Annotated in this window: 19 protein-coding genes and 1 pseudogene; 2 read left to right on the top strand and 18 right to left on the bottom strand. The window is 45.6% G+C overall.

The genetic code is table 11. The features are described from left to right. The first annotated feature begins 41 nt into the window (after positions 1-41). Positions 42-1,145: a flavodoxin-dependent (E)-4-hydroxy-3-methylbut-2-enyl-diphosphate synthase gene (ispG, locus tag DX060_RS08760; RefSeq protein WP_115012094.1), complete on the top strand. Its 1,104-nt coding sequence runs from the start codon at positions 42-44 to the stop codon at positions 1,143-1,145. Here the strand turns inward: ispG and DX060_RS10910 are convergent. From DX060_RS10910 to DX060_RS08750, 3 genes are all read right to left on the bottom strand, one after another. Further along, positions 1,086-1,421, bottom strand: a complete 336-nt coding sequence (locus DX060_RS10910; protein WP_147278821.1) for a hypothetical protein — start codon at positions 1,419-1,421, stop codon at positions 1,086-1,088. The two genes, ispG and DX060_RS10910, sit on opposite strands and share 60 nt — an antisense overlap. A gap of 93 nt (positions 1,422-1,514) precedes the next feature. After that, positions 1,515-3,140 (bottom strand): lytic transglycosylase domain-containing protein, encoded by a 1,626-nt coding sequence (locus DX060_RS08755; protein ID WP_115012093.1) that lies wholly within the window; start codon positions 3,138-3,140, stop codon positions 1,515-1,517. Between the two features lie 12 nt (positions 3,141-3,152). Then, complete coding sequence (locus DX060_RS08750; RefSeq protein WP_115012092.1) at positions 3,153-3,437, bottom strand: YggT family protein; 285 nt, start codon at positions 3,435-3,437, stop codon at positions 3,153-3,155. Between DX060_RS08750 and DX060_RS10905 the strand changes: the two genes are divergently transcribed. Next, positions 3,399-3,767 carry a hypothetical protein gene (locus DX060_RS10905; protein WP_147278820.1) on the top strand — a complete coding sequence of 123 codons (369 nt, stop codon included), beginning with the start codon at positions 3,399-3,401 and terminating at the stop codon, positions 3,765-3,767. The two genes, DX060_RS08750 and DX060_RS10905, sit on opposite strands and share 39 nt — an antisense overlap. 43 nt (positions 3,768-3,810) lie before the next feature. Here the strand turns inward: DX060_RS10905 and DX060_RS08745 are convergent, their stop codons facing one another. The 15 genes and pseudogenes from DX060_RS08745 to DX060_RS08690 form a co-directional block, all read right to left on the bottom strand. Beyond that, positions 3,811-4,287 (bottom strand): hypothetical protein, encoded by a 477-nt coding sequence (locus tag DX060_RS08745; protein ID WP_115012091.1) that lies wholly within the window; start codon positions 4,285-4,287, stop codon positions 3,811-3,813. Next, the gene (gene gltX, locus DX060_RS08740) at positions 4,272-5,591 is read right to left on the bottom strand and encodes a glutamate--tRNA ligase (RefSeq protein WP_115012090.1); all 1,320 of its coding nucleotides are present in this window, start codon (positions 5,589-5,591) and stop codon (positions 4,272-4,274) included. Before gltX ends, DX060_RS08745 begins: the two co-directional genes overlap by 16 nt. 182 nt (positions 5,592-5,773) lie before the next feature. Then, the gene (locus DX060_RS08735; protein WP_115012089.1) at positions 5,774-6,049 is read right to left on the bottom strand and encodes a type II toxin-antitoxin system RelE/ParE family toxin; all 276 of its coding nucleotides are present in this window, start codon (positions 6,047-6,049) and stop codon (positions 5,774-5,776) included. Continuing rightward, positions 6,049-6,315 carry a hypothetical protein gene (locus DX060_RS08730; protein ID WP_115012088.1) on the bottom strand — a complete coding sequence of 89 codons (267 nt, stop codon included), beginning with the start codon at positions 6,313-6,315 and terminating at the stop codon, positions 6,049-6,051. Before DX060_RS08730 ends, DX060_RS08735 begins: the two co-directional genes overlap by 1 nt. Positions 6,316-6,390: 75 nt before the next feature. Then, the gene (locus DX060_RS12150; protein WP_258552265.1) at positions 6,391-6,516 is read right to left on the bottom strand and encodes a hypothetical protein; all 126 of its coding nucleotides are present in this window, start codon (positions 6,514-6,516) and stop codon (positions 6,391-6,393) included. Between the two features lie 17 nt (positions 6,517-6,533). Then, a pseudogene (locus DX060_RS12420) lies at positions 6,534-8,027 on the bottom strand (TaqI-like C-terminal specificity domain-containing protein); the annotation flags it as partial. 46 nt (positions 8,028-8,073) lie between these two features. Further along, on the bottom strand, positions 8,074-8,748 hold the full coding sequence (locus DX060_RS08720) for an NYN domain-containing protein (protein ID WP_181814262.1): 675 nt from the start codon (positions 8,746-8,748) through the stop codon (positions 8,074-8,076). A 193-nt stretch (positions 8,749-8,941) separates the two neighbouring features. After that, positions 8,942-11,971 (bottom strand): Eco57I restriction-modification methylase domain-containing protein, encoded by a 3,030-nt coding sequence (locus DX060_RS08715; protein ID WP_115012085.1) that lies wholly within the window; start codon positions 11,969-11,971, stop codon positions 8,942-8,944. Next, complete coding sequence (locus DX060_RS08710) at positions 11,968-12,246, bottom strand: hypothetical protein (protein WP_147278819.1); 279 nt, start codon at positions 12,244-12,246, stop codon at positions 11,968-11,970. Before DX060_RS08710 ends, DX060_RS08715 begins: the two co-directional genes overlap by 4 nt. Beyond that, a complete protein-coding gene (locus tag DX060_RS11495) occupies positions 12,227-12,373 on the bottom strand; it encodes a hypothetical protein (RefSeq protein ID WP_181814261.1) in 147 nt (48 codons plus the stop codon). The genes DX060_RS08710 and DX060_RS11495 overlap by 20 nt, the downstream gene beginning before the upstream one ends. After that, positions 12,370-16,002 (bottom strand): helicase-related protein, encoded by a 3,633-nt coding sequence (locus DX060_RS08705; RefSeq protein ID WP_115012083.1) that lies wholly within the window; start codon positions 16,000-16,002, stop codon positions 12,370-12,372. Before DX060_RS08705 ends, DX060_RS11495 begins: the two co-directional genes overlap by 4 nt. A gap of 28 nt (positions 16,003-16,030) precedes the next feature. After that, positions 16,031-17,458 carry an Asp-tRNA(Asn)/Glu-tRNA(Gln) amidotransferase subunit GatB gene (gene gatB / locus DX060_RS08700; protein ID WP_115012082.1) on the bottom strand — a complete coding sequence of 476 codons (1,428 nt, stop codon included), beginning with the start codon at positions 17,456-17,458 and terminating at the stop codon, positions 16,031-16,033. Further along, the gene (locus tag DX060_RS10900) at positions 17,445-17,630 is read right to left on the bottom strand and encodes a hypothetical protein (RefSeq protein WP_147278818.1); all 186 of its coding nucleotides are present in this window, start codon (positions 17,628-17,630) and stop codon (positions 17,445-17,447) included. Before DX060_RS10900 ends, gatB begins: the two co-directional genes overlap by 14 nt. Beyond that, on the bottom strand, positions 17,578-18,486 hold the full coding sequence (locus DX060_RS08695) for a hypothetical protein (protein ID WP_147278817.1): 909 nt from the start codon (positions 18,484-18,486) through the stop codon (positions 17,578-17,580). Before DX060_RS08695 ends, DX060_RS10900 begins: the two co-directional genes overlap by 53 nt. Further along, positions 18,486-19,751, bottom strand: coding sequence for a M16 family metallopeptidase (locus DX060_RS08690; RefSeq protein WP_115012080.1), 1,266 nt, complete (start codon positions 19,749-19,751; stop codon positions 18,486-18,488). The genes DX060_RS08695 and DX060_RS08690 overlap by 1 nt, the downstream gene beginning before the upstream one ends. Positions 19,752-19,757 lie beyond the last annotated feature (6 nt).

Genomic DNA, 19,757 nt, shown 5'->3' with positions numbered 1-19,757 from the left:
GCTATAATGCCCCAAATCTTTCAACCTCTTAAGGATACACTATGCTAGAGCCAAACACCGCTACTTCAAGCACACTTCCTCCGCGCTATAAAACAAAGCAGATTCTAGTTGGCAATGTCGCTATCGGTGGCGATGCGCCTATATCTGTGCAGAGTATGACATTTACCAAGACCAAAGACATACAAGCTACAAAAGAGCAGCTAGATCGCTTGGCTTTGGCTGGAGCGGACATCGTGCGTGTGGCAGTAAGCGATCTCAAAGATGCCCACGCGCTTAAAGACTTGCGCTCTATCTCGCCCCTGCCGCTTGTCTCTGACATACACTTCCGCTATGAATACGCGCTCATCGCTGCAGAATCGGTGGATTGCATACGCATAAATCCGGGCAATATCGGCTCTAAAGACAAGATCAAAGCCGTAGCTGATGCGTGCAATGCTCGCAATATCCCTATCCGCATAGGGGTTAATGGCGGTAGTTTAGAAAAGCAGTTTGAAGAGAAGTATGGCGCGACACCAAAGGGTATGGTGGAATCCGCTTTATACAATATCAAGCTGCTTGAAGACTTTGGCTTTACTAATATGAAAATCTCGCTAAAAGCTAGCGATGTGGAGCGCACAATGGCAGCATATAGAATGCTACGCCCACTTGTGGAATACCCCTTTCATCTAGGCGTTACCGAAGCGGGGACGATGTTTCACTCGACCATTAAGTCTTCTATGGCTCTTGGCGGGCTGCTTATGGAGGGTATTGGCGATACGATGCGCTGCTCAATCACCGGCGAGCTAGAGCAAGAAATCGCCCTAGCGCGCGCGATCTTGCGATATAGCGGGCGGCAGAAGCAGGGCATTACTATCATCTCCTGTCCTACTTGTGGGCGCATACAAGCAGATCTAGTCAGTATGGTAAAAGAGGTGGAGAAGCGACTAAGCCATATCACCACGCCGCTGCAAGTAAGCGTTATGGGCTGTGCGGTGAATGCTTTAGGAGAGGCAAAGCACGCGGATATTGCCATAGCCTTTGGGCATAAATCTGGAATGATCATTAAAGAGGGCGAAGTGCTACGCAAGCTCCCAGAAGAAAAGCTCCTAGAATCCTTTGTCGCAGAAGTGGAGCAAATGGCACAAGAACGCGCCCAAGCGCAGTAGCCATAGAGAGATACTAGCGATAGAAAGCCTAGAATCCACTTTTTCAAAAGTGGATTCTAGGCTTGGCTTATGGATTGCCGCGCCACTGCTGGCGCAGTGTCTCGCAAGTGAGAGAAAAAGGGCGTTGTTTGAAAAGTGGATTCTAGGATTGAAGTTAGTTTTAGAGTAAAACGATTCTAAGAATTGCGGTGGGGCTGTGGTAGCTTTGCGTGATTTTAGGGTAGGAGTTACCTTGAGCGGTAATGACTGCCCTAAAATCACGCAACACTGCCGCATTGCTCGCCCAAGACTGAATCGCTAGACAGATGAATCGCCTAAGTTGAAAAAGTGGATTCTAGGGCTAGAGTCTTTGCTAGAATCTATTGCACCCTAGTAGCGTAGGGTTTGTTTTAGCAAGGATTCTATATCCACTTTATGTCCCAAAAGCTCTTGATAGATGATGTAGTTTGCTAGCACTTTCATACCATAGAATCTAGGCTCTTCATTGGCGATTAGCTCCATAGAGAGCCAGGGCTCATATTTGCGATTTTTTACAAATAGCTGCCCCTTCGCCAATGTCCTGCGCCAAAATCCCGGACCGCCATTATACGCATACGCGACAAAAAGCGGGTGCTTAAACTCATCGTTTAGCTCTTCTAAAAACATCGTCCCAAAGGTGTAGGCAAACTCTGGCTTAAACAAATCTTCTAAAGTAACCTTATGTTTTATCTCAAGCTTTTTGGCAAAGGGCTCTAAGTTAAAGGGCATAATCTGCATCATACCAAGCGCGTAAGAGCGCGAGACAAGAGCTGGGATAAAGTGGCTTTCTTGCTTGGCTATGGCTAGGCTCATCGCCTTTTGCTTATCATCGCGCCAATGCACCAAATCCACATAGGGCATAATGTAGTAATTCACGCTATATTTAGTGATACGATTGCTGAAATGCGCTAGGTGCGGAGTGGTATCAATCGTGTAGAATCTATTGACTTCTTCTTCATAGCGTGTCATATCCTTGATAGAGCCGATACTATCTCTTGCTACTTGCCACGCAAATGGATCGCTGATATTGATAGGGGGCTTTTTTAGGATTAGCCCATCAAAGCTTGATACAATCTCGTAATTTGGCTTTGTTTTTAGCTTTTGATTCGCATAGATAGAAAAAATATCCACAAATTTACTTGTCTGTAAATCGTGCAGAAACGCCACATTGCCGCTTACAAGGTATTGCCAAAACATCGCCCTATCTTTGAAAAACGGATCAATAGCTGCATTTCTTGATCGCTCAAAATACCGCAGTGCTTGCTGCTTGGAGTCATTGAGTAGCTCATTGATCCCTAGCAGGAAGAAAGTGTTGCTATCTGAAGTGGTGATGTCTGCTTTGGCGATTGCTTGCTTAAAGGCTAGGAGCCTAGAATCCAAAATGATATGCTGCAACACGCGGTTAAAGGAGCTGGCGTTTTGGTTGGCAAGTCTTTGGATCGCTTTTGGATCTGGGCTTTTGGCAAAGATTTGTAGCTTTTGCTGATAGGTTAGGGCGTTGAAAATCTCGGCAAAGACTTGCGCATTTGCGGCAAACATTGCTTGAGCTATATCGCTAGATCGCAGGATTTGGATTTTTGCAAGGAGATTTGGGCTTTTGGCTAGCTTTTGCTGCAAGGTGGTGATTTGACTAGCGGGCATTGTAGGGACTTGGGAGAGCTTTAGCCCAAAGGCTATGCACTGCTCATCTTGCTTTACAAGCTCGGTGATAGGGAGCTTGGCGCAGGCGATGTTCTTGGGTATCTTGGGGTGGTAGCCCTTGGCTTGCAGGGCGGATTTGAGCTTGGGGATCTCTCTATACACAAGATCATACGCTTTAAGCGATTCTTCTAGGCTTGTGTCTTTATCGCTGATAAATTCCCAGATATAAAAATCCCTTGCAATGCCTTTAGGCTTGGATCCTAGCTCTTTTAGAGTGAGCAAGGGCTTGGCAGATAGGGCGGCACATAGACAAAAAGCAAATAGTATAAAACGCATTTTCCCTCCTTGCTAGCGAGCTAGGGCAAACGCCACTTGCATAATCACTTGATCCAAAATCTGCAGCCCAATAATCACTGCTAAAGGCGAGAGATCCACACCATTAAACACAAGAAAATATAGCTTCCTGCGTGCAAAATCCAGCACCGGATAGCTTAGGCGGTAAAGCACCTGCACGATAGGGTTGCTAGGATCTGGACGCACCCAGCTAAGAAAGACTGCAATAATTAGCACCCACATATATGCCCAAATTAGCATATGAAGCATATTGGCGATAGAGGTAATGATAATTCCCATTTTTTCATCTCCTTTTTATTAGTGGATTCGGCTTTGGGGCTTAAATCGTGGATTTCATCGCCGCGCCTCGTCGATAGACGCCCAAGTCTTATCTCCTTGCGCGGCTTGAAAAACCCCGATTTAATCACCCAAATCCTAGAATCCTGTGGCGTTTTAAAAGCACATTTTTCAGCCTTTTTATCAAAACGAGCGAAGCGAAGTTTCTTTAGAAAACGAGCGAAGCGAAGTTTCTTTAGAAAACGAGCGAAGCGAAGTTTCTTTAGAAAACAAGGGATACCGCTCGGCGTTAGCCGATGTTTCTTTAGAAAAATCCTTCCGCTTGCGACTTAACCTTTGAGCCTTTTTGTCAAACATCTTAAAATCCTATGGCGTTTTAAAGCGTTTTTTCAAACGCGGATTCTAGGTTTGTGGATTTTTGGCATTTCCCTAGAATCCACTTTTGAAAAAACTTTTTTGTCGTCATTGTGAGCCTTGCGACAGCAAGGCGCGGCAATCCATTATTTTCTTTAGAATCCATTTTGTATTTTTGTCCGCAATTTCTAAAAGTGGATTCTAGGAGTGCGATAAGGTTTGTGGATCGCCACAAAAATCCTTGCGGATTTTCTCGCAATGAAAAGGAGGGCGATTTTTCAAAACCGCCCTGATTATTTTCTTTAAGGATTCTAAGCTTTGCGGTAGGGCTTTCAAGGCGCGCCCACAGGGATTTATCTAGGTGATAATGAGCAGGTCCCCGCCGTAGAATCCACGATTTATCGCGCAAAACAAGCGAAGCGGTGCAAGGCGGGGGCACGCAAGCAGGTTTCTTTAGTAAAGCCAAATCCCCACCAAACAAAGCTAGCTCCCCGCACACACCACAACCTCCCGCAAATATGGTCGCAAAATCGCATAGAGCTTGGATAAATCCGGTCCGTGGCTAGCACCTGTTAGCAAAATCCTAAGGGCTTTGAAAAAGCCCTTGCCCTTTAGCCCACTTGCTTGCATCGCTTGGTCTTTGAAGCTCTCATACTCTAGCGGGGCATTGACAGCGATCGTGCGCAACGCTTCCGCTAGAGCGGCGCATTCTTGTGAAAAATCCTGCCCCTCATAGAGCGTGCTAATGTCCTTTGGCGAGAAGATCGGGCTAATCTTATCGCGCAGCTCATTGAGTGTGCTGGCTTCTTCTAGGTAGATTCTAGCTAGCTTGCCCATAGACTCATCGCTACTCTCTAGCAAAAGTGCTAGATCACTATCGCTAAGGCGCGATAAATGCGCGTGATTGACAAAGCGCAACCGCGCTAGGTCAAAGCGCACGGGGGCTTTGGCGATTTTCTCAAGGCTAAACCACGCGATCGCTTCTTCTAGGCTAAAGATTTCATAAGGCGTGTGATTGCCCATACTGATTAGGTAGTTGCAAATCGCACTTGGCAGGAAGCCCTGCTCCAAGAGCCACGCCACGCTTGAAGCACTATCGCGCTTGCTCATCTTTTTGCCACTCTCGCCTAGGATTATGGGCAAATGCGCGTATTCTATCTGCTTTTCATAGCCTAATGCCCTATGGACTAGAATCTGCTTTGGCGTATTGCTTGTATGATCCTCGCCGCGCACAATCGCGCTAATATCATAGAGCATATCATCGCACGCGCAGGCGAAGTTGTAGGTAGGCACGCCATCTTCTCGCATAATCACAAAGCTATCTAGCTCATTTGGCGCGAAGTGTAAATCGCCCTTGATACTATCGTGGTAGGTGATCGGCTCTAGGGATTTGCGTAGGCGGATCACAGGGGATTTACCAGAGTCTTTCTCGATCTCCGCCCAGCTATCATCATAGCGGAATGCCCGCTTTGCTGCTATGGCTTCTTGCTTTTTGGATTCTAGGAAGTCTTTGGAGCAGTAGCAGTAAAATGCCCTGCCATTGTCGATAAGCTTTTGGGCTAGCTGATTGTGATAGGGGAAATTGCCACTTTGATAGACCAGATCGTCCCACAATAGCCCAAAGAGCGTTAATATCTGCAAGATCTCTTTATCGCTTCCAGCGATATTGCGCGCGACATCAGTATCCTCTATGCGGATCAAAAACCGCTCGCCACGCTGCTTGGCAAGGATATAGTTAAAAATCGCGGCGCGCAAGTTTCCTATGTGCATATCGCCTGTGGGCGATGGGGCAAAACGAAGCATAAACAACCTTTGTGAGATGTAAAATAGTGAATGAAACTGCCGCGCATTGTAGCATAAAGCGACTAATGCTCTTACTATCGCTAAAGATTGCGAGCAAGCGCGGTAGTGATTGCGCGGCATCTCGTGCATTTCTGTCATTAGCAACGCTGAAGCAATCCACTAGAATCCACTTTTTGTGCTGATTAGTAGCCTTTGAAAATATCTTGGTGTCGCCCTATGCGATAAAGGCTTAGAATCTCTACACTTCGCTTATACACAATTACTAAATCGCCTTTGATATGGCATTCTCTAAAGTCTTTATAATCGCCCATTAGTGGATGGTCTCTCAATGCTGGGGCTAAAATATCATCACCTGCAAGTTGCTTAATCACTTCATCAATATCGCACTCACTCCAACCTTGCTTTAAAACTTTCCTGTAATCTTTTTTAAAGGTGTTTTTGATGTCAATTTTTCTCATCAATCATCGCTCATTAAAGCTTTTTTTGCTTCATCAAAGGTATCAAAAACGCCTATACTTGTGGCATTGTTTAAAGCATTGATAGTCTCATCATTTGGCATAAGCCTTTGAGTCAATGCCTGTTTGATAGCATTTTCTTTTTGCGTGGTTTTTTCTATCTTTTTATCCAGCTTTACTTTTTGGCTTTGAAGTTTTGAGATAGCTGCTCTTGTGGCATTTAGCTCGCCTTGTAGTTTTCTCTCGCTGTAAGTGCTGTAATCTATCATTGTCTCCACTCCTTTTGGCTTCTTTACTTATTTCACTTGGGAAATATAGCAAATTATAGAAAATACATATCGCACCTAAGAGGATCCACTAGAATCCACTTCCTTTTTGTCATTGCGAGCGGATTGAAAATTCGCGTGGCAATCCACTTTCACACTAGAATCCGCTTTGTCTTTGTGGATTGCTTCGGCTACGCCTCGCAATGACAGAATCTGCTCTCCTATATATCGCCCTTTGTTAAAAAATGAGTTTCAAAAAATTTTTTTTCTTCATCATCAAAATTATAAATTTCATAAAAACACTCCCTTATCCTTTTTTCTAAACTTTCGTCTCTCTGTAAATGAACTTGTTTTGTAAGCTCTATAATTTCGTTTGCTATGTGCTTATTAAATTCTGTGATTTTGGGGATTGGGATTTTTTCTAAAGGGTCTTTTTTCCACTGCCAGCCTGTATCATCTAGCTTGGTATAGACTTGCTCTAAGTAAAATAACGCCATAGGTGTGTTTAACGCAGAGCAAAGATAGTAGCAATCTTGTGTTTTATCATTTATGGTTAATAAAAAAGAGCCAGCCATTGTAAAAAGCCCATTTTCATCAACTACAAAAGAGTTGCCTTTTCTGGCTAGCTCCGCCCATATAATCTTCCCTTGATACTCTCTTTTTGGGAGTTTTAGCTCATCACAGAATCTAAAGGCTTCGCATAATTCTTTCTCAAAATTTTCTATAAGCAGTTTTGTGAGCTTAGGAAGCCTACTATCAATGGCTGATATGAGAAGTAGGGCTATGATTACCCCCCCCATAGATTCTATAAGCTCTATTTCATCATCGCTTAGGTTGTAGAGCTTATAGACTAGGTTGTCTAATTTAGATTCTAGCTCTTGGATTGCCACGCCGATTTCATCGGCTCGCAATGACGAAGAAATGGCATTGGGGCTAGAATCCATTTTTTGTGTGTCATTGCGAGCGGCTTGGTGCGCGTGGCAATCCATAGCTTCTACACTAGAATCTACTTTTTTCTTTTCTAGTATTTTCTTTTCTAATATTTCTTGCACGATTTGTATAAACTCTACTTCAGTCTTAGAATCTACTTTAGGGATAGGGAGTCGCTCTATCTTATCTTTAGCACCATAAGCGTATTTTCCTGTTTCTACTAAATTTGTCATTTGCGTGATAAGCCACTTATACAAAGTGCTATTCATAAGCCCTAGAATGTAAAGCAATTTGTCATTGCGAGAAGTCGGCACGACTTCGTGGCAATCCATACTAGAATCTGCTTTTTGTGCTTTATTTTTATGGATTGCTTCGGTCGCTTCGCTCCCTCGCAATGACGGAGATGGGGCGTTGTCGCTAGAATCTGTCATCATAAAAAGCGAGTTGTTAAAATACATTGTTTCTTTAATATGGGTGAAAAAATACTCTCCACTTACAGGATTCCACACAATCTTTTCTTTTTCAAACTCTTGGTAATACGCAATATTATCTTGCGTTTCAAACCATTTGTTTGAAGTCTTTTTTCTGCACCCTTTTTCTCCGCTTTGGTCTATGCGTGGGCGGTAAGATTCTAAATAATTTCTTAGTGCTGGATGGTCATCAATGTTTAATTTTAAAGCTGGGAAAGTGCCTATTATCCACAATCCCGCCCACTCATAGCTATACCGCTTAATATCCCTGCCACGCAAAATAGGCTTTATAAGCTGCTCTGTGCGCTGCCTTTCTGTTAAGTATATGACACCTTTTTCTCTGTCGATTATGGGCTTTGGGCTAGTCATTTGAAACTCCTTTGAGATTATTTGCGATAGTGATTAGGCTTCTTTCTCGTAGGACATCGCTATGTTTTCTAAGCTTATCGGCGACTTTGTAGCCCTCTTTTATACTAGCGATGATGACTTCTAGCCCATTTACTCTGGCGCATTTGAGTGCAGGTGTGATGTCTGTATCTTTACAAAATATGATGACTTTGTCTGCTAGCTTTTGGTAGGCAATATGGGAAATATCAAGCCCTAGTAGCATATCGACTTGTTTTTGGCTTATGATGGGTCTGCCATTTGGGTCAAAACCAGAGATTTTAAGCTCTCCTAATCGCACCGCAAAATACTCTTCAAAGGCAATATGCTTGATAAAACTACTTACTTGCTTGTGTATTTTGCGTATTTTCTCGCTTGTAGTGCTTGCATAGGCGGTGATTTTACTCTGGATTTCTTGGGGGAGAGAATTGGCTTTTTTATCTATCTCATCTTGTGAAAGTGGCAATGCCGTGTAGAAAAAGATTTTGCTAATATCTTCGCTTGTGTCAATAAAAGAATGGATAAGAAATGTAATATCTCTAATGCTGTTGTAGTTGAAAGTAATATCGCGGCGATTGATATGCGTGCGCTGGATATGGTGAATGTCTAGGCGCAGATTCTCCCAGTCGATAAATACTGCGACTTTTTTCATACGACTTCCTAAGTGCTGTTTCATAGTGCTTCTTCATAGATCAAGGAAAGAGTATAAACATAAAAGCACAGCTTAATCCCTGATTGCACCGAATTAAGTGGTGTGCAATGCTTCGGGGGATTAAGCTGTGCTTTTATGGCTGGGATTATCACAAAAGCACGCTTAAATATCGCTTACGCAAGGCTTTGAGCGGCTAGTCGCTAGCTAGATTTGGGTCATATTGACTAAGTGGATAGGGCTTTAGTGAAGCTTGCGTATCATCACAATTGCTTAAAATCTCATCTCGTTTGTGTGAGTCTATGATAAAGGCTTCGTTATAGCCTGTTTTGATTCCATAATTTATAGAAATATCCCATTCTTTTAATGGTGTGCCGATTGCTTCAATTTTAGCTTTAAGGGCTAGGGCGGCGGGATTTGCAAAGCTAAGGGAGCTTGCGCTTAGGCTGCTTGCAGGCAGGCTTACGCGCTTGGTGTGGATGGTCGCAGAGAGATAGGGGCTGCTGCTTAGCAGGGCTTGATGGCTCGCGCCACTTTGACTAAGTGCTAGGAAGTAGAGATTGTGGCTAGGGGCTTTAGACTCTTTAGATCCTTTTGCCTCCTTAGGCTCTTGATCCTTTAGAGTTTGGGGCTGGGACTTTAGCACGGTGGTTATGGCGGTATCCACAGTGGCAGACTCAAAGGCTTTGATACCATTTAAGTCATAGTGAGAATCTAGACGCGGTAGGAGCAGCTCGCGTAGATTCTGCCCATATTTGGCGCGGCACCATTTGTTGCTAGTGATGAAGCTTAGCACCCCGCTAGGCTTTAGCAGCTCCAAGCCTTTGGCATAAAAGTAGGTGAAAATATCAGCACTTGAGTCGCTAAACTTGATGGGGGCTTGCGGCTCTAGGCGCAGGGCTTCAAACTCTTGTAGTATCTCTTGCTTTTGGGGGATTTTCTCTTGGCGGATATAGGGAGGATTACCGATCACGATGTCAAAGCCGCCTTTCTCAAACACAGGAGCGAAGAAAAAGCGATAGAGGAAGAGCTTGTCTGTGTGGAAGTCATAGCGCGCATAGTCGTGCAGGAGAGAGTCTAGCTCTGCTTTGAAGTCTTCTAGGGCTAGGGATTTGGCTTGGGCTTGTGCCTGGGCTTTTTGCATGGTCTTTGGCGTGGCGTTTTTTAGGAGATTGTCTATCTGGTCTTGCTTATAGGCTATCTCTTTGTCGGTGGCTTGGCGCAAAAGGCTCAAAATCTCTTGCTTTAGGGCTTGCTTTTGCTTGGGGGTGTGGGACTCGTAGTAGTCTAGGAATATAGCTTCAAGCTTTTGCGCGGCGGTAGAGTCTAGCAAGGTGCGCTCCTGTGGCTTGCCATAGTCGCGCTTAAGCTGCTCATTGGTATCTAAAAGTGTTTGAGGCTGCTCTAGGTGGCTAGCAAGCCTAGGCAGCACAGGGATACCACAGATGGATTCTAGCAGGGAGTTGCCCTGCATAAGCTTGAAGTCTAAGTTTGGCAGAGGGCTAGGGCTAGACTCATCAACGGCAATGGAGAGCCAAAATCTAAGCTTAGCTATCTCTATGGCATCAGCATCAATATCTACGCCATAGATTTGATTGGCGATTATTTGGCGTTTGTGGGCGGCTAGCTGCTCTTCTTTGAGCTCTGGGCAAAGCGCGTGGATAGCTTCTAAAATCTCTAGCAAAAGCCCCATAGGGAAAGCCCCCGAGCCTATGGCGTTGTCTAGGATTGTGCATTCTTGGAGGAGGGATAGGATTTGGGATTGTGTGGTTTGGGGTAGGTGGCTTGGGTCTTGGTGGAAAATGAGATTATGGATTGCTTGGCTGATTTCTGGCGTTGGCTTTGCCGCGCTTTTGCGGGAGTCTGCGGCGTGGTTATCAAACACATTTTCTACTTTTATGTCGTGCGAGTCGCTTGCATTTTGAGCGGTTTTATCAAAAGTGGATTCTGGGCATTGGGCGGTTTTCCTAGAATCCACTTTCGCGCTAGAATCGCTTAGATCTGCTTGGGCTATGCTGCCTAGGAGCTGGATCTGCAAGTAGCGAGTCAGGGCGTTTTTACACATAAAATGCACGATAGGTCGCCGCGTGTAGAATGCGCCTGTGTCTTTGTTGTAGTCGATTAGGTTTTCAAAGACTTTGCCTAGCATTTCTGGGTCGATGGAGATTTCGACATTATCGGGGGTGGATTCTTCTATGGTGAAGTGGTAGCGGTCAAAAAGCTCAAAAATCGCTTCAAATTGGGTGTTGTCTAGGGCTTGCTCTATGGCGATATGTCTATCAAAGCTGTGGTGTTCCGTGGCGGGTAGCTTTGCTTCTTCAAAGAGTCCGCCATTTAGGAAGGGGATCTTGCAGCCTAGCTCTTGGCTATAGTCGCCTTGTCGCTTGGTGTTTAGACTCTCAAAAAAGAGCGGGCAGAGAAGCTTGGCATAAAAGCTCTGCCCCTGCTTCTTAGCGCGAGCAAAAAGCGTGCGGAAAAAGTGCTTATCGCCACTGCCCCACTGCTTGCCTTGCTCCACGCCTAGCCAGCCCTTTTTCTGTAAAAAATACAGAAAGATAATGCGCCCTAAGAGCTTTTTGACAAAGGCGGAGGTGGCTTGCTCGCCGCTTGCGCCTTGGTAGCCATTTAGCGCGTTTATGACGGCTGGAGAGGCGTTGAGAGTTTGGCATAGGCTGTCATAGAGCTTTTTATACTCCGCATAAAACTCTTTTGTTACGGGCTCTAGGGAAAAGACTTCTTCTAGGGTGTCTTTGCTTTTGGCTTTGGAGTCTATGAGATCTTTTAGCTGCTTTTGTGCGGTGTGGGTGGGGATAGAGTCTCCTAGAGTGAAGCTTTGGCGGCGGAGGTTGCTATGGGTGGATTTATTAGCCTCAAAGTCAAAGCCTGTGGTGATAAGGCTTAGGCGGAACTCTTTTGTATCGCTTGGGTCATAAAAGCACGCTAGGATATGGGAGGCATTGTCTTTGGCGATTTTGGCTAGCTCTTGGTGTAGGGTAACTTTGGCACGAGTGGAGCTTGTCTCAAAGGCATAGACTTGCAGGATATGGCTAGATTCTAGCTCTATTTCATCGCAGATTGGGGTGTAGGCGTGGATAATATGCCCTTCTTTGTAGGGCGTGGTGGGGGAGTCTAGCAGCTGGGCTTGTGGGAAAGCTTGCTGGATAAAGTCTTTGAAATGCTCTAGGGTGTAGGGGGAGGTGGTGAAGGTTTGTAGGGGGGTTGTCATTGTTTGCTCCTTTGGTTGGTTTTCTGGGATTTGGCTTTGTTTGGTTTGGGCGTTGGCTTTCTAAAGAAACCTGCTTCGCTTCGCTCGCACCGCTTCGCTTGTTTTGCCGCGCTTTTGGCGGATTCTGCGGCGGGGGCTTGCTCATTACCGCTTAGGTAAATCCCTTCGCCCCCGCCTTGAAAGCCACCAAAATCATCGGCAAATCCTGCCGCCTGCGACTTGGCTATCAAACGCGTTTTGGGCGTTTTCGCCCTGCTAGTTGCTATCAAACACATTTTCAGCCTCTGCGTTTTTTCTGTCATTGCGAGCGGACTTGTCCGCGTGGCAATCCACTTTTTCTAAAGAAGTTACGCTTTGTGATTTTTCGGCATTGTGTAAAAAAGTGGATTCTAGGGCTCTCATTGCTTCGCCTTTGTGAAAGCAGAAATACTTAGCTCAATATCTGGCTTTGCAAGCTCTGTGGATTCTAGTGGCTCATCTTTTGGCTCATCGTTTTGGGCTTGGATTGTGAGTCCGTAGTTGTGGGCTAAGGCTTTAATGTCTTCTAGGCTTTTGGCGTTGTTTATGTCTTTGGCTAGGCTGTGATGAGAGCCTTTTTGCACCGCGGTGATAAGATTAGCCTTTAGCGTAGAATCTAGCTCATTTATATGGCGAAGCTTGAATAGGGCTTTTTGCTCTTGGGGGCTTAGGTTTGGACTGCTAGGGCTAATTGGGGAGCTAGCAAAGGGCAAAGTAGGCGAGCTTGGCTTGGTGTAGTGATCTAGCGCGGCTTGTGTGTGGGCGTGGTGCAGGGCTAGCTCATCATCGCTTGGCTTGTAGGGCTTATGCTCTATGTGGGCTTTGAGAAAATCAGCTAGCTCATAAAACAAGCAGGGCTTGGGGGCTGCTTCTTCTAAGAGGTCTTGGGATTTTTGGATATGGTAGGGGGCGAAGTTTTTCACAGCTTTTTTCAAGTAGGCGTAGCTTTGCGCGCTTGTGGAGCTAGAATCTAGCTGGATAAAGCAGCGCGACTTGCTAGGGAGGGCTTTGATACGAGCAAACTCTGCTTTGTTGTTGTAGTAGAGATCGCGCAAGTCGTTTTGATACTCTATATCTTTGCTTGGTTTTTCCTCTTTGGCTCGCACGATTTTAAAGAGCTTTTTGCTATCAAACTCTTCACTCTCATCATAAATCGCAGAATCCTCGCCCAAAGTGTAGTGGAAGCTTTGGATCTTTTGGCTGGCGATTGCGTTGATGTTAATAATGAGATCATTAAAGTGCGTGGGCTTGAAATTGTAAATATGGATTTGCTTATGGGGTGTGCCTATGCGGTTTATGCGTCCTATGCGCTGCATAAGGCGCGTGGAATTGTAGGGGGTATCATAATTTATGATGATATTGGCTCTATGGAGATTTACGCCCTCTGCTAGGACATCGGTGGTGATGATTACGCGCTTGTCATTTTGCTGCTTGTCTTTGGGGTAGTTGGCATCAAAGTTTGCTCGTATGCTAGATTCTAGCTCATCGCGGTTGTCGCTGTGGATATGGAGGAGTTTGCCTTGTAAGTGCGGGAGGGACTCTAGCTGGCTATAGAGATACTCGCTGCTTGATTTTGCTTCTGTGAAGATCACAATCTTTTGGTCTGGCTCTTTGGAGTATAAAAAGTCTTTAAGCGTATCAAGCTTGGGGTCTTGGGTGATTTGCTCCCATTTTTTAAGCAGGGTTTTGAGATTTTTTTCATCTGTTGTGAGCTTTTCTTCATAGTCTTTTTGAAAGTCGCTTGGGTGCAGGGCTAGAAGCTTACCTTGCTCTAAAAGCTCTTCTAAGGCTTGGTCGTTATCTTCATCTAGCAGTCTGTATAGCCGCTCTCTATTGTCATTATGCTTGGGGAGATAGATTGTATCTGTTTGAAATTGGCTAAGCATTTGCTCATAAGAGTGGATTTGCTTCTTTAAAGTGTCTTTGAAAGCTTTTATACTAGAGTCAAAGCGTTTGAATAGAATCTTTTGCATAAATATCGCAAGCTGGGCGGCTTGGTCTTTATAGAATCGATCATCTTTTTTAGCACCATAGGCAGCGCGGAACTTCTGCTTGCCCTGCTCGGTGAGATTGGGGTATATGCGGTAGCGCGCGTAGGTGTAGCCGTTTTTCTCCCCTATAAATTGCTTGGCTATGCTATTTAGCTCGCCTGCTAGGAAAAGTAGCGTTTGTGTGGCGAGATTATGCGAGATAGAGTCTAGGTCGTAGGTCAAATCGCTTGGCGATAGAATCTCGGGGAATATCAAGCCTTGCTTATTTTTGTCTTTAGTATAGCTGCTTTGTATATCTGCTCTGGTGCGGCGGATCATAATCTTTGCTAGCAGCTTTTCGCGTAGGGTGTCGCCTAGCTTTTGCAGGGCTTTTGTGTTTTCAATCTCTGCTGCTGTGGTAGAAGGGGGTAAGCCATTGGCTAGGTCTTCATTTTTCTTCCTGTTAAGCTCTTTGCGCTTTGCATTAAGCGTGGCGTAATCATCATTGATTTTTTTGAAAAATCGCTCTAGGCTTTGGTTTTCTACAATGGTGGTATCGCGCTTATTGCGGAAAAGGTGGATTTGCGTTTCTAAATCTGTGGGGGAGTTGTTTTGCGGGGTGGCGGATAGGAGGATTACTCTTTTGCGTGTGGAGATGGTCTGCCCGCTTGGCAGGGTGCGTGTGTAGGGGAATTGGCAGAGATTTTGCAGCTCTTTGTAGCGGTTGGCATCTTGATTGCGGAAGTTGTGGCTCTCATCAATGATGATAAGCTCAAAGCTCTCTTTGTCTTCTAGCTTGTGTAGGCTATCGTGTGTGGTGATCTCTGCAAGTATCTTAAAGTCGTTTTTATGCTTTTTCCAAGATTTCTGCACGGCTTTTGGCGCACAGATGAGGATCTTGCCCGTGATTTTGCTATCTAGCTGGAGCTTTTTGGCAATGACACAGGCGATGAGCGTTTTGCCAAGTCCTACCACATCGCTTAGGAAAAAGCCATTATATCGCTCTAATTTGTCTATGCCCTCTTGCACGGCGTGGATTTGGTAATTGTATGGTGTGTAGTTCGCGCTAGCGATTAGGGCTTGTATGCTGGAGTCTGTGTGTAAAAATACTTCGCCAAAGTGGCAAAGCAAAAGCTTATGATACATCTCTTTGGGGCTTAGGATTTTCTCTAAATAAGTCCCCCTTTTTGCTCTCTCTATATCGCTAGAATCCAGCGGAATCGCACTGCCCCATAGACTCTCAAACTCAAAGTGGCTAAAGGCTAGGTTGTCGCTGTTTTTTGAGAGAATATTAAACTCATAGTTGTTTTCTAAGCCATTGTGGCTAAGATTGCTGCTGCCTACAATCAGCGAGCCTTGGAAGTGTGGCTTGCTTGAATCGGTGTGGCTTTGGGCTTGGGAGTAGAAGAGGTAGAATTTGGCGTGGGCGTTTTTCTCTCGCACGATACGGATTTCTAGTTGCTTGGATTCTAGGGCGTGTTGTAGGGCTTGGATAGAGTCTTGCACTTGCTTGTCATAGGACTCTTTTTGTATGGATTTTTGCTGGGCTTTGATAAAGGCTTGGGTGAATTTGGCTTTGTTGGCGTTATTTAGGCGCGTTATATCGGCATTTGTTTGCTCTAGCTCAAACACAAGCGCATCGACATTAAGCCCCACAAGCAAGCGGATAGAGCTAAATCGCCCATAGCCCCCAGAATCCATAATGAGATTGTGCAAATGGATAAAGCCACTTGCGCGAAAATAGCCCATAAGAAAGGCTAGATTGGAGATATTTTTGTCTTCTAGGGCGTTTTTGAATTGATTTTTTAGCGTGTTGGGGGGCGTGTTGGTGGTGCAAGTGGAGTTGGCATAGGGGTTTTGCTTTTTAGGGCTTAGGGCTGCTTGGTCTGCTAGCTTAGTGGGGGGTGAAAGTGGATCTAGGGCAGAATCAAAAGTGGATTCTAGGCTGGATTCTAGGCTGGATTCTAGCTTGGGGCTGCTACTTTGCTGCTGCCCCCCCCCTAATTGATTTTTATTAGTTGTTAGCTTTGCATAATCTTGCATAATTCTCCCCTGTGATTTATGTGCGGTGTTATTGTAGCTTCTCTTTTAATAGCTCATTGACGCGGGCGGGGTTTGCACCCTTGCTTGTTTTCATCACCTGCCCTACAAAAAAGCCTAGGAGCTTGTCCTTGCCGCTTTTATACTCGGCGATTTTATCAGGGTTGGCACTTAGCACAGAATCTATGGCAGCAAGGATTGCTCCATCGTCATTCACTTGTGCTAATCCCATAGAATCTATGAGAGAATCCACATCGCCGCCGCGATTTTCCACAAGCACATCTAGGATTTCTTTGCCACTTTTGCCGCTGATTTTGCTCTCATCTATGCGTTTTACAAGTGTGGCAAGTGTTGTAGAATCTATCCCGCAAGTTTGCAGGGTATTCTCGCCCTTTAATCGCCCTAGAAGCTCAGTGGTAAGCCAAGTAAGAGAGCCTTTCGCACTTGCGCCAAGCTCTAGCATAGATTCAAAATATTTTGTCAGCTCAAGGCTTGAAGTCAGCACACCTGCATCATAGGGCTTAATGCCAAAGTCCTTGACATATCGTGCTGCTTTTTCATCTGGCATTTCTGGGATCTCTTTGCCCTCTTGCATTAGCTTTTCATCAATAAACACAGGCAGTAAGTCTGGGTCTGGGAAGTAGCGATAATCCGCCGCTTCTTCCTTACCACGCATTGAGCGAGTTACGCCTTTTGCGGTATCAAAAAGGCGCGTTTCTTGCACAACTTGCTCTGCATATTTGCCATCTTCCCACGCTTCAATCTGCCGCTCTACTTCGTATTCTATTGCCTTTTGGATAAATTTAAAGGAGTTTAGATTCTTAATCTCAACGCGTGTGTAAAGCTTAGAATCCCCTTTTTCACGGATAGAGACATTGGCATCACAGCGAAAACTGCCTTCTTGCATATTGGCATCACTTATGCCTAAAAACCGCACGATAGAATGCAGCTTTTTAAGATAAGCTATCGCCTCATCACTACTTCGCATATCTGGCTCGCTTACAATCTCTAAAAGCGGCGTGCAAGCGCGGTTTAAATCCACTTTAGAAAACTGCCCTTCGTGGATATTTTTGCCCGCATCTTCTTCTAGGTGAGCGCGTGTAACGCCGATAGTCTTTTTCTCTCCATTTGCTTCAATCTCAATCTCTCCACGCCCGACAATGGGGATCTCAAATTGGCTGATTTGATAGGCTTTGGGCAAATCGGGGTAGAAGTAGTTTTTTCGTGCAAACACAGAGTTTTGGTTGATTGTGGCATTTATCGCTGTGCCAAAGCTAATCGCCTTTTTCACCGCTTCTTTATTTAGCACAGGCAGTGCGCCGGGTAGCCCTAGACAAGTGGGGCAGACATTTTTATTAGGCTCTTGCCCAAAGCTTGTAGCACAAGAGCAGAAAATCTTTGTAGCGGTGTTTAGCTGGACATGGACTTCAAGACCGATGATGGTTTCAAAAGCTGACATTATTTCTCCTTTTTGGTTTTGGCGTTGGCTTTGCCGCGCTTTTGCGGGAGTCTGCGGCGTGGGCTTGCTCATTATCGCCTAGATAAATCCCTTCGCCCACGCCTTGACAACCCACAAAATCATCGGCAAATCCTGCCGCCTGCGAGTCGTTCAATTTTGGTGTTGTTGTCAAATCCTAGAATCCTGCGCTTGCTTGGCTTTTTCATCAAAAATCCTGCTGCCTGCGGCGTTTGTGAGTCTGCGAGTCGTTCAATTTTGGTGCTGTTGTGAAAACTCCTAGAATCCACTTTTTCACAAGGGCTATTGTTGCTGTCATTGCGAGCAAGCGCGGTAGCGATTGCGTGGCAATCCATTTGTTTTGCGCTAGTAAAAAAATTCCTAGAATCCGCTTTTTGATTATGGATCGCCACGACTTCCTTGCGGAAGTCTCGCGATGACAGAGTGGTGGTTTTGTCGGCTCGCGATGACAGGGAGAGGGAGTTGGCTTGTGGTGAAAAAGTGGATTCTAGGGTTTGTGTCTTTGGTGGTGTGGATTGCCACGATTTTGCTAGCGCAAAATCTCGCAATGACAGGAAATGGGCTTGCTTGCTAGAATCCACTTTTTTATTTGCGGCGGATTTTTCACACTCGGCTTGGTTTTCTTCTTCAAGGATTCTAGGAGTTCTAAAGAAACCTGCTTTCGTGCCCCCGCCTTGCACCGCTGTCGCTTGTTTTCTAAAGAAGCTTCGCTTTGCGGTGGGGCTGTGGGAGCTTTGCGAAAATTGGGGAAGATTAGCGAACTTGGCGTTCGTGCCTTTCACAAAACAAGGGACACCGCTCGCCGTAAGCGATGTTTCTTTAGTAATTTTCGCAACACTGCCGCATTGCTCACCCAAGACCGAATCCCCCTTAGAAAAAGTGGATTCTAGGGCGGCGATAGATTTGCGTATAGATTGCCACGCCGACAAGTCGGCTCGCGATGACGATAAAAGGGCATTGCTCCTAGAATCCACCAAAGATTTATCGCGCAAAGCCAAATCCCACATCACTAGAATCCACTTTTTTTCGGCTCTGCTGTTACTATCGCCACGCTTAGATTCTGTATCTCTGTGTGCTTGGCGATATAGGCATTAAGCGTGGCGAGATCAAGGCTAGCGATTTTCTCTAGCTCCTTTTTGCTAAAGCCTATGCCCTTATCCGCATAAAATTCATCAAACGCCCGCCCCAGCCGCTGCGATAGACTCTCATTGCGCAGTGGCTCACTCCCTAGGATAAATCTCTTTGCCGCTTGCAGCTCTTCTGCGCTCACGCCCTTTGCCACAAACTCTGCGATCGTTTTTCTCACCACCTCTAATGCCTCATCGCTAGAATCCACTTTTGTCTGCAAATATCCGCTCATATAGGGGAGGCGTGGGTTGATATTGTAGTGGATATATGCACTATATGCTAGCCCTCTTTTCACACGCACTTCTTCTAAAATCCTAGAGCCAAAGCCCCCAGAGCCTAGGATAAAGCTAGCGACTTTTGCTAGGTGGGACTCGCGCTCTAAATCTTCTAAATGCAGCGGTGCGCCAAAGTAGATGTAGGCTTGCTGTGTGGGGGCGTATTGAGTCTGTGTGGCGGGCTCTTTGCGCACGCTAAAGCTAGGCTTTGTATATGGCGTGCCTTGCGGGAGCTTGGATAAAATTGGCTCAAGCAGGGCTAGGGTGGCTTCTTTGTCTATGTCGCCGCCCATCACAATAATAAGCCGCTTAAGTGTCAAAGTGGATTCTAGGGCTTTTTGCACATCTTGCAAGCGGATTTTAGCGATGGACTCTTGCGTGCCTAGCTTTGGGTGAGCTAGGGGCGTGCCATCAAAAAGCACGCGATTTAGCAAGCGTTTGGCTAGGTAGTCGTAGTCGTTTTGATTGGCTAGGATTTGGGCTGTGATGGCTGTTTTTACCTTTTGTAGCTCTGTGTCGCTTAGGTTTGGGTCTAGGAGTAGCTCGCCAAGCAAGCTTATCGCCTGCTCTTTGTCATCTTGCAAAAAGTTTAGGCTAAAGCTTAAAGTCTGCATACCGCTTGATACACTAAGCGTGATCGCTCGCTGCTCTAATGCTTTGGCAAAGCCTAGATTCCCGCGCTTTTTGCTCCCCTTTTCTAATAGCTCTTCTATCACCGCACCCCTGCCTATAAGCTCTCCATCTTGGAGCTTCCCACCACCTTGAAACACCAATCGCACAATGCCTGCTGGGATCAGCGCGGAATGCTCGTAGATGACAGGGATTTGCACGCCTTGTATGCTAGCGTGCGTAAGCATAGCTTCTTTACTCATACTAAC

Origin of the sequence: Helicobacter canis (assembly GCF_900451095.1) — a bacterium.
GTDB classification, from domain to species: domain Bacteria; phylum Campylobacterota; class Campylobacteria; order Campylobacterales; family Helicobacteraceae; genus Helicobacter_B; species Helicobacter_B zhangjianzhongii.
The sequence above is the reverse complement of the archived record's forward strand: the minus strand, read 5'-3'. Positions and strand labels throughout refer to the sequence as shown.